Annotated in this window: 9 protein-coding genes; 6 read left to right on the forward strand and 3 right to left on the reverse strand. The window is 62.8% G+C overall.

The features are described 5' to 3' along the window. Window positions 1-4: 4 nt before the first annotated feature. On the reverse strand, window positions 5-808 hold the full coding sequence (locus CIC12_RS09970; RefSeq protein ID WP_168663959.1) for an alpha/beta fold hydrolase: 804 nt from the start codon (window positions 806-808) through the stop codon (window positions 5-7). A 169-nt stretch (window positions 809-977) separates the two neighbouring features. Then, the gene (locus tag CIC12_RS09975) at window positions 978-1880 is read right to left on the reverse strand and encodes a YihY/virulence factor BrkB family protein (protein ID WP_168663960.1); all 903 of its coding nucleotides are present in this window, start codon (window positions 1878-1880) and stop codon (window positions 978-980) included. Window positions 1881-2126: 246 nt separating this feature from the next. Here CIC12_RS09975 and CIC12_RS09980 point away from each other — a divergent pair, with 246 nt between their 5' ends. The 3 genes from CIC12_RS09980 (at window position 2127) to CIC12_RS09990 (ending at window position 5821) form a co-directional block, all read left to right on the forward strand. After that, complete coding sequence (locus CIC12_RS09980) at window positions 2127-3209, forward strand: ligase-associated DNA damage response exonuclease (protein ID WP_168663961.1); 1083 nt, start codon at window positions 2127-2129, stop codon at window positions 3207-3209. Next, window positions 3206-4900, forward strand: a complete 1695-nt coding sequence (locus tag CIC12_RS09985) for an ATP-dependent DNA ligase (protein WP_168663962.1) — start codon at window positions 3206-3208, stop codon at window positions 4898-4900. Before CIC12_RS09980 ends, CIC12_RS09985 begins: the two co-directional genes overlap by 4 nt. 480 nt (window positions 4901-5380) lie before the next feature. Continuing rightward, window positions 5381-5821: a response regulator gene (locus tag CIC12_RS09990; protein ID WP_168663968.1), complete on the forward strand. Its 441-nt coding sequence runs from the start codon at window positions 5381-5383 to the stop codon at window positions 5819-5821. Window positions 5822-6099: 278 nt separating this feature from the next. Here the strand turns inward: CIC12_RS09990 and CIC12_RS09995 are convergent, their stop codons facing one another. After that, window positions 6100-6504, reverse strand: a complete 405-nt coding sequence (locus tag CIC12_RS09995; RefSeq protein WP_174771993.1) for a PRC-barrel domain-containing protein — start codon at window positions 6502-6504, stop codon at window positions 6100-6102. A gap of 316 nt (window positions 6505-6820) precedes the next feature. Here CIC12_RS09995 and glgX point away from each other — a divergent pair, with 316 nt between their 5' ends. The 3 genes from glgX to CIC12_RS10010 all read left to right on the forward strand — a co-directional run. Next, window positions 6821-9037: a glycogen debranching protein GlgX gene (gene glgX / locus CIC12_RS10000; protein WP_168663963.1), complete on the forward strand. Its 2217-nt coding sequence runs from the start codon at window positions 6821-6823 to the stop codon at window positions 9035-9037. 174 nt (window positions 9038-9211) lie between these two features. Continuing rightward, complete coding sequence (locus CIC12_RS10005) at window positions 9212-9391, forward strand: DUF2934 domain-containing protein (RefSeq protein ID WP_168663964.1); 180 nt, start codon at window positions 9212-9214, stop codon at window positions 9389-9391. A 254-nt stretch (window positions 9392-9645) separates the two neighbouring features. Beyond that, a partial coding sequence (locus CIC12_RS10010) for an AI-2E family transporter (protein WP_168663965.1) occupies window positions 9646-10371 on the forward strand: 726 nt, incomplete at its 3' end.

Consider the following 10371-nt stretch of genomic DNA (forward strand, 5'->3'; position numbering starts at 1 on the left):
CGCGTTACAGGCTCAGCGGCTCGAGAAAGGCGCTCACGGCCGCCGAACTGGCGCCGGGCGAACTGAGGTGCGGACAGTGGCCGACGTTCTCGATCACATGCAGCGTGCTGCGCGGCATCACCCGATGCATGTATTCGCCGACCGCCTGCGGCGCGATGATGTCGTCGCTGCATTGCAGGATTAGCGTGGGCGCAGTGCTGCGCGCGAGCAGCGCGCGATGATCGGACAGAAACGTGACGCGTGCGAATTGCCGTGCGATTTCCGGGTCCGTGCGGCAGAAACTGTTGGTCAGTTCGATGCCGAGCTCCGGTTGCTCCGGCGTGCCCATGATGGCCGGCGCCATCGTGCTCGACCAGCCCAGGTAGTTGCTCTCCAGGGTGTGCAGCAGGTCGTCGATATCGTCGCGCGTGAAGCCGCCGATGTAGTCGGCGTCGTTCACATAGCAGGGCGACGGGCCGACCATCACATGAGCGGCAAACTGTTGCGGTGCCTTGAGACTTGCGACGAGGCCGATCATCGCGCTCACCGAATGACCGACGAATACGACCGGCTCGTCGGCCACTTCGCGGATGACCTCGATCAGGTCGTCGGCGTAGCCATCGAGCGAGTCGTATTTGTCGACGTCGTAAGCGGCCAGGTCGGACGAGCCGCTGCCGACATGGTCGAACAGCACCGTGCGGTAGTCGTCATGAAACGACGGCACCAGGTATCGCCACATGGTCTGGTCGCAGCCGAAGCCGTGCGCGAGCACCATGACCCGTTTGCCATGACCCGAAATACGTACGTTGTTGCGCTGGATGATGCTCATTGTCGAGTCCTGAAGTCTGCGGGGAATGACGCGGCAAGGGAGTCGCGATGGCGCCGCGCCCGCATCGGTGGATGTTACCGCAGTCTCGCCGTCAGACCCAGTGTGAAAGGCGTCGGGGATGCGTTTCGCGGCGCCCTGCGCACGGTGCTCCTGGCAGGCGGGCGCGGACTCAACCGGTTTCGATTTTCGGCTGCGGCGCCTCAAGCGGTTCGCGGCCGAATCGTTCGTATTGCGAAATCACCTGAGCGCCGAACAACAGCAGTGTAGCCAGCCATTCGAGGCTGAGCAGCAGTACGATCGCCATGGTCAGCGACCCATACACCACGCTGACCTGAGACAGTGTCGCGAAGTACCAGACCAGCACGTGCCGCGTAATTTCCCACAACAGGGCCGCGACCACGCCGCCTAGCAGCGCGTGTTTGACCGAAGGCCGCCCGACTGGCATGACGAGATAGATCGACGTCAGCACGAAAATCTCGCCGGCGAGTCCGAGCAGATACAGCGCCACCCGCGATGGGCCTTGCAACGAGACATGCAGGCCCAACAATTCGATGCCCTCGGCGCCGAGCGTTTCCAGCGCACCTGAGACACATGTGACGATCAGCAGCCCGATGCCGAGAAACAGGATGTAGCAGTACGGCAGCAGCGCCGAAATCAGAAAGTGCCGGCGCCGGACCACGACGCGGTGAACGAAGATCAGCGACATCGCATTTTCGAGGACGGTGAAAGCGAGCGAGCTGAAGAAGATCATGGTCAGCAACAGCACCCAGCCGATCACCGCGCGATGGTCGAGAAAATTGGCCAGTTCCTGCACCAGCGCATTCGACTGCCCGGGCACCAGCCATCGCAGCAGATGGGCGAGCGACGCCAGCAGCAGGCGTTGCGGCACCACCCGTGAGAGCGCGATGACGATCAGAATCAGCAGCGGTACGATCGACAGCAAGGCGTAATAGGCGACCGCGCCCGCAAGCAGCAAACCCTGGTTCGCCCGGAATGCCTTGAGCGTTTGCAGGATGAAGCGGCCGGGGTGTTTCGCGATATACAGCGCGTGCGGGTCGTGGATGATGCGCATGGGGCCTCGCGGTGCGAGTCGGGCTCTGCCGGCTGGCAGCCAGTATCGACGCGCCTGCTTGCTTTATATACCGTAAGCCGGCACGCAGCGCAAACCGTGCGCGGGCCGCGCCGGTGCCAGGAATACAGTTTGCTTGGTGTTCGGGCCAACGTGAGCGGACATGAGTCGACGCGCGCGATCGCGCTGATTGCTCATTTTCTCGGCCAGAGACCGGCCAGCCACTCGCCGGACTTCAGGAACTGCTCGATGAACCTGCCGGAATATCAATCGAACATCGGGTTGAACAAAACGGACCTCGTCGTGTCGCGGCCCGAGGGGCTCTATTGCGAGGCCGGCGACTTTTATATCGATCCGTGGCGGCCGGTCGAGCGGGCGGTGATCACGCATGCGCATTCGGATCACGCGCATTTCGGGCATCGGCATTACCTCGCCTCGCACGCGGGGGCGAACGTGCTGCTGTCGCGTTTGCCGGGCATCTCGCTGCAGACGCTCGCGTATGGCGAGGCGCTGGTTATCGGCGACGCGCGCGTGTCCTTGCATCCAGCCGGGCATGTGCTGGGCTCGTCGCAAGTGCGGATCGAACATGCGGGGCGCGTCTGGGTTGCATCGGGCGATTACAAGCTCGATGCCGATCCGACCTGCGATGCGTTCGAACCCGTGCGTTGCGATACCTTCATCACCGAATCGACCTTCGGCTTGCCGATCTATCGATGGGACGCGCCGCAAACCGTGTTTGACGGCGTCGATTCATGGTGGCGTCACAATGCGTCCGAAGGACGCGCCTCAGTGCTGTTCTGCTATTCGTTCGGCAAGGCGCAGCGCGTGCTGGCGAGCGTCGATGCGGCAATTGGGCCGATCTTTTGCCACGGCGCGGTGGAGCCGCTCAATCGCGCGTATCGCGCGGCCGGTGTGCGCTTGCCGCCGGTCGGTCTGGTCGGCGAGATCCCCGCCAAAGACAAGGCGGTGTTCAGGCAGGCGTTGATCGTCGCGCCGCCTTCCGCGCAAGGCAGCGCGTGGCTCAAACGCTTCGGCGACTACAGCGATGCGTTCGCGTCAGGCTGGATGCGCTTGCGCGGCGCGCGGCGCAGACGTGGCGTCGATCGCGGTTTTGTGCTGTCGGATCATGCGGACTGGCCGAGCCTGCAAACCGCGATTCAGGCGAGCGGCGCACCACGCGTGATCGTCACGCATGGATCGGTCGAACCGATGGTGCGGTGGTTGCGCGAGCAAGGCCTCGAAGCGGGCGCGTTCGCCACGCAATACGGCGACGACACGGTCGAAGCCGATGCCGCGGGCGCTGACGAAACCGCCGCGGCGAGCAGCCCATGAAACGCTTTGCCGCCCTCTATACCGCGCTCGACGCCACCACGTCCACGCATGACAAACTCGAAGCGCTGACCAGCTACTTCGCCGTGGCCGACCCGGAAGACGCCGCGTGGGCGTCGTATTTCCTCGCGGGCGGCAAGCCGCGTCAGTCGGTGCCTACGCGCCTTCTAAGCGAGATTGCCCGCGAGCGCGCCGGCTTGCCGCCATGGCTGTTCGAAGAGTCGTATCACGCGGTGGGCGACCTGGCGGAGACCATCGCGCATATCCTGCCGCCCGCGCAACGCACGTCGGAGCTAGGCCTCACGCAATGGATCGAGCAGCGCGTGCTGACCTTGCGGGGCGTCGCGCCGGAAGAGTTGCGCGCGCGCTTACTCAGCTACTGGGACGAACTCGATTGGGGCGGCCGCTTTCTGCTGACCAAACTGATCGGCGGCGGATTCCGGGTCGGCGTCGCGCGGCAACTGGTGGTCAGGGCTCTCGCGGAAGTAGCGGGCGTCGATCACAAACGGATCGCGCAACGCATGGTCGGCTGGACCGATTCGCAGCAGAAGCCGGACGCGGCGCGTTATCTGCGACTCATCGCGCCGGAAGCCGGTAGTGGCAATCAGCACGACGTGCCAACCGGCGAGCATGCCCTCGCGCAGCGTGACAGCGATCTCGGCTTGCCGTATCCGTTTTTTCTTGCGCATCCGTTGCAGGCCGATCCGGCGACGCTCGGCGATCCGTCGCAGTGGTTGATCGAATGGAAGTGGGACGGTATTCGCGCGCAACTCGTCAAACGCGGTGGGCGTGTCTGGTTGTGGTCGCGCGGTGAGGATCTGATCACCGATCGCTTTCCCGAAGTCGCGGCATTGGGAGAAGCATTGCCGGACGGTTATGTGATCGACGGCGAAATTCTCGCGTGGGAGCCTGGCGCCGTCGCGCCATTGCCGTTCGCGCGTCTGCAACCGCGCATCGCACGAAAAACGCTGACGAAAAAAGTACTCGCGGATTCGCCCGCCACGTTGCTTGCTTACGATCTGCTCGAAGCGCAAGGCGAGGATTTGCGCATGACGCCGCTCGCCGGGCGGCGTGCGCGACTCGATGCATTGGCTGCTACCGTCGACGGCACGCTTGCGCGCGATCTGTTGCGGGTGTCGCCGCTCGTCAGCGCGCCGGATTGGCAGACGCTCGCGGCGTTGCGTGAAGAAAGCCGCGCACGCGGCGTTGAAGGGTTGATGGTGAAGGAGCGCGAATCGATGTACGGCGTGGGTCGCACCAAGGCATCGGGCACGTGGTGGAAATGGAAAGTCGATCCTTACGCGGTCGATGCGGTGCTGGTTTATGCGCAACGCGGTCACGGCCGCCGTGCAAGTCTTTACACGGACTTCACGTTCGCGGTGTGGGACGAAGCGAATGGCGTGCGCACTCTCGTGCCATTCGCCAAGGCTTACTCGGGTCTCACCGACGAAGAGATGCGCAAGGTCGACGCCATTGTCCGTCAGACCACCATCGAAAAGTTTGGCCCGGTGCGTAGCGTGACGCCCACGCTCGTGTTCGAAATCGGCTTTGAAGGGATTCAGGCAAGTTCACGCCACAAGTCCGGCGTGGCGGTGCGTTTTCCACGCATGCTGCGCTGGCGTACCGATAAACAGATCGACGATGCCGATACATTGAGCATGCTCAAAGGCTTCATCGACGATCGTGCGGGATAACCCGCTGAGCGCAAACCCCTAAAACGTTGCCGCTTTTTCGGCGCGCTTCCTCGCTTATTCTGTGTATATGCCGACGCTGCCGCTGTGAGCGTCAAGCACACAGCGAATTTTCGTAGAGGCAGCAGCGTCGCATTCAGCCGAAAAAATCAAACGGCAGAAGAAGTGTCGTGCGATGCACGCGCCAAGGGCGGCATGCACGAGAGAAGTGCGCTGTATCGACGGTGCGCACCTGAGATTGACGTCTGCTCGCGCCGGATGGGCCGGATCGGATTGTCAAGCGCTGCCAGGCATCATGAGCGATGACGGGCGCGAAGCCCTCTGCAGCGGCGCCAGGATGACAGCGCGGCATCGATCGCGACTCTCGCGCGGCAAGCGATGCGTTTTATTCGTGCCGTGGGAGCGGATCTTGCGCCGCGTGCCGAGGTGCTCATCGGTGGCACACGAAAAGCCAAGGAGAACAGGGTGAAGGTCGACGACAGAATGGACGAAAACGACGATGTCGTGGTGTGGCGGGCTATCCAGTATGCGATGGCCTCGCATCGCCGTGTGCTGGTGGTGGACGACTATCGGGAAGCGGCTGATGCCTTGCAGATGCTGCTCACCGCCGACGGATTCGAATGCCGTGCGCTCGACGATCCGTTTGCTGTGTGTGAGGTGGCCTGCGAGTGGCAACCGTTCGCCGTGGTGCTGGACATCAAGATGCCGGGGCTGGACGGGCTCGAATTGGCGCGCCGTCTGCGGGCTCATGCGGCGACTTCACATATGCTGCTCGTCGCCTGTACGGCGTTCGCCTCGCGGGACGACCGCGCACGAGCCAGAGCCGCCGGGTTCGACGCGCATTGCGCCAAGCCGTTGACGCCCGAGCGCCTGCTGCGCGTGCTCGAATCGGCAGCCGCGTTGCACGTTGCCGGACCGCCGTAACGCTTGCGGGGCAGTTGCACAAGTACTTAACGCAGTGGACGCCCCTCTTCAACGCATCGCCTGGTATGCGTGAAGTCAACGAATTGGGCATACGTGCCCGTTATTTTTTTCAATTCCCGCCTGCAACTTCCGATTCGGAAAGTGCCTTTTTCACACCATTCCATTTTTATCTGCACCCGGCGGCGATAGTCATCGTTGGATATAGCGAGACCGGTGAATCAACCTCAAGCTTGTCTGCTCAAAATGCGAGGCGTTCCCCTCCATGCAATAAAGCTCGCTTAATCCGGCGCGTATTTGAACTCCGGCAGCGCGGCGAGCGACTTTTGGGTCGCATCGGGTAAGACGACACGGCGGTTAGTGATTTGCAGATCATTGAACGGCACGGCGACAAGGTGCTTGCCGATGCCGAGAAAACCACCCACGGACAGAATCGCATACGTGCCGCGATCGGCACCCGGCGAGACGATCAGATCGTCCAGGGTGCCGATGGTGTCCTTGTTCCTGTTGTACACGTCGGCGCCGCTGAGCTTCGACGCACGGTAACCGCTCGCGAGTTGAACCACGTCCGTGCGTTTTTCCGTAATTGCCTGAGGGGCGCCCTGTGCATACGCGTTGCCGTTCGACGCCAGCGCGGCAAGAAGCAAGGCGGTTGCGACGAACGGTTTGATCGGCATGTTGCGCATGATGTTCTCCCGGTTGTGTCCGACATGGTGGCGCATGCCCATTGCTAGTCCATGGATCAGCGCACGAGTCGGGTCAGCTTTCACGTTGCAGGCTGCAAAAGTCGTGCCGCGGGCTGGACGGTTATGCCGCCGCACCGCCATGCCTGCGCGCTGATCACCTCAGGTCCGGATTTTGCTAATTCAGCGGGCCGATTGTTCGTCGGCAGAAACGGACAGGCCGTTGACCGGGCGCCGCTCGAGCGCGCGTCCCGCATGCCCGGTCCACTGCCTACACTAGAAGATGCGCGCAAGCGCCCTTGCTTCCACAGGAACCCCTATGTCAACCCAGGCCAACTACTCAACGCGCATTTCAGAAGGCACGCCGTTTCCTCTTGGCGCGACATGGACCGGAAGCGGCGTCAATTTCGCGCTGTTCTCGGCGCATGCAACGCGGGTCGAATTGTGTCTGTTCGATGAAACCGGCGAGAACGAAACAGAACGGATCGAACTGCCGGAATACACCGACGAGGTCTGGCACGTGTTCGTGCCGAATCTCAAACCGGGCGCGATCTACGGTTACCGCGTGCATGGTCCGTACGAGCCGGAAAACGGTCATCGTTTCAATCCGAACAAGCTGCTGCTCGACCCGTATGCGAAAGCGCACATCGGCGAACTGAAATGGGCGCCTGAAATATTCGGCTATACGCTCGACTCGGAAGAGGGCGATCTGTCGTTCGATGAACGCGACAGCGCGCCCTTCGTGCCAAAGTGCAAGGTCGTGGATGCCAATTTTTCATGGAGCCATCCCGAACGCAACGCGTTGCCGTGGGAGCGGGTGATTTTTTACGAAGCCCATGTACGCGGGTTGACGAAACGTCATCCGGGGGTGCCCGAGAATCTGCGCGGCACATTCGCAGGACTCGGGCAGCAGGTCGTGCTCGACTACATCCGCAACCTCGGCGTGACGTCGGTCGAATTGATGCCGATCCAGACTTTCGTGAACGACAGTTATCTGCTCGACAAAGGCCTCACCAACTACTGGGGCTACAACACGATTGGCTTCTTCGCGGCCGATCCGCGCTTTTTCGCGTCCCTGACCGACTCGGTAGCCGAGTTCAAGGAGATGGTGGACCGCTTTCATCAGGCAGATCTGGAAGTCATTCTCGACGTCGTGTACAACCACACCGCCGAAGGCAACGAACGTGGACCGACGATTTCGTTCAAGGGCATCGACAATGCCTCGTACTATCGGCTTATGCCTGACGAGCCGCGCTACTACATCAACGACACGGGTACGGGCAATACGTTGAACCTGTCGCATCCGCGCGTGCTGCAAATGGTCACCGACAGCCTGCGCTACTGGGTCACGGAAATGAAGGTCGACGGTTTCCGTTTCGACCTCGCGACGATTCTCGGCCGCGAAATACACGGCTTCGACGAAGGCGGCGGCTTTCTCGACAGTTGCCGGCAGGACCCCGTGCTCTCCAGCGTGCGGCTCATTGCCGAGCCATGGGATTGCGGCCCCGGCGGCTACCAGGTGGGCGGTTTTCCGCCGGGCTGGGCCGAATGGAACGACCGCTTTCGCGACACCGTGCGCGAATACTGGAAAGGAGACGAAGGCAAGGTCGCCGATCTGGCCACGCGCCTGACTGCGTCGGGCGACAAGTTCAATCATCGCGGGCGGCGTCCGTGGGCGAGCGTGAACTTCATCACCGCGCACGACGGCTTCACGCTGAACGATCTCGTCTCATACAACGACAAGCACAACGAAGCCAACGGCGAGGACAACAACGACGGCCACTCCGACAACAAGTCCTGGAACATGGGCGTGGAAGGGCCGACCGACGACCCCGAGATCCGCCAGCAACGCGAGCGGCAGAAACGCAATCTGCTGGCCACGCTGCTGCTGTCGCAAGGCACGCCGATGCTGCTCGCGGGCGACGAATTCGGCCGCACGCAGCGGGGCAACAACAATGCGTATTGCCAGGACAACGAGATCAGCTGGGTCGACTGGGAAGCAATCGACGACGACGGCCGCGCACTCGCCGAGTTCGTGAGGAACCTCACCACGTTGCGTCACCGTCTTCCGGTGTTGCGGCGCGGGCGATTTCTGATCGGCGAATACAACGAAGCGTTGGACGTAACGGACGCACGCTGGCTCTCGCCCGACGGCACGGATATCTCGCCCGAACAATGGGACGATCCGTCGATGCGCTGCTTCGGCCTCGTGATCGACGGACGGGCGCAGGCGAGCGGCATTCGCCGCCTCGCCTCTGACGCGACCCTGTTGCTGGTGCTGAACGCGCATCACGACGTGGTCAATTTCACGCTCCCCGACGTGCCCGAGGGCGCGAACTGGACCTGTCTGCTCGACACCAATATGCCGGTGCGCGCCGAGTTGCCGCAGTTCAGCGCGGGCGACGCGTACCAGGTGACAGGGCGCTCGCTCCTGCTGTTCGCACTCGAAGCGCCGAGCCGCGCGACGCAGCGCGTGTTCGACCGGCTCGAAGAGCAACTGACGACCGACGAAGGCGAATCGCCCGTCAGTTCCTGATGACCGTTGACGAAGCGCCTGCATCGCGCGGGCGCTGCCGCGATAGGCAGAGAGCCAGATATTGCCAGGTATAGGGCTTGCTCGTTCGCTGATGCTGTGCGCGAAATTGCCACGGCGACGAGCGCGCGGCACAGCCGATGTCGGTCTTCGCGAGGTCTAACCAGGGGTGATCAAATGGAACACGAACCAACCGCTCAAGAGGAACAGATTCGCACGCGTGCCTACTATCTGTGGCAACAGGCTACGGACCCCAAGGGCACGCCCGACGAATATTGGGAGCAGGCACGCGTCGAGATAGAGAAGGAAGCGCCGCCGGTTGAAAGCGGGCCCATTGCCGAAGACCCCGCACGCTAGTAGGTGACGAGCGGGACAATGCGGCGCGTAAAACCGGACGTGGGAGGTAAGCAGTAACGACTATGCGCTCGCCCCAGGCATTGCGCGCGAGTCATGTCACACGAAATCGCCGGCCTTGAAACAGCTGACGAAGCGCCGAAATCCGTTAGTCAATCGTCACGCCGATGCTCCCGCGCCCTGCACGCCGGGAAGCCATCGGCGCGCGCCGGATTCCTGAGCGTTTCGAATTCCCCGCAACCGGACAGATCCGCAACATGAAGGACTTACCCGACCCGCGCGGCACAAGACCCGCCACGCGCATTCAGGCGCCGCCCGCCGCATTCGGCCTCGACGGACTGGTCGCGCTCGGGGTCGGCGTCACCGTGGTCGCGTGCCTGTATTTCGCGAGCGCCGTGCTGATTCCAATCACGCTCGCGATCCTGCTCAGCTTTCTCGTCGCGCCGCTGGTCGATGCACTGGCGCGGCTAAAGCTCGGCCATGTCGCGTCCGTGTTTGCGGCCGTCGTCATGTCGGTGTCGGTCATCGCGACGCTTGCCGCCGTGATCGCCACGCAATTGACCGATCTCGCCGCCGGCATGCCGCGCTATCAGGCCACCATCGAACGCAAGATGGAAACGGTGCACAGCGTGACGATCGGCAAGCTCGACCGCATCGCCGGCGCGGCTGGTCAGGCCTTGCAACGCGCGACCGTCGAACCGCCGCAGCCTGACGCGCCGCGCGGTGCGGCGGTCGCCTCCGGCGCTCATGTACCGGCCGCCGTACCCGTCGAAGTGCGTGAGCCGGTGCCCACCCCATTCGAACTCGCGCGGCGCGTGCTGTCTCCGGCCATCAGTCCGCTCGAAACAGCGTTTATCGTATTTGTCGTGATGGTCGTGATCCTGCTGCAACGCGACGATCTGCGCGACCGTGCGATTCGTCTGTTCGGCTCGCGCGACCTGCACCGCACGACCACGGTAATGGACGAGGCCGCGCGGCGTTTG

The sequence above is a fragment of the Paraburkholderia sp. SG-MS1 genome (assembly GCF_012275575.1).
Lineage (GTDB): Bacteria > Pseudomonadota > Gammaproteobacteria > Burkholderiales > Burkholderiaceae > Paraburkholderia.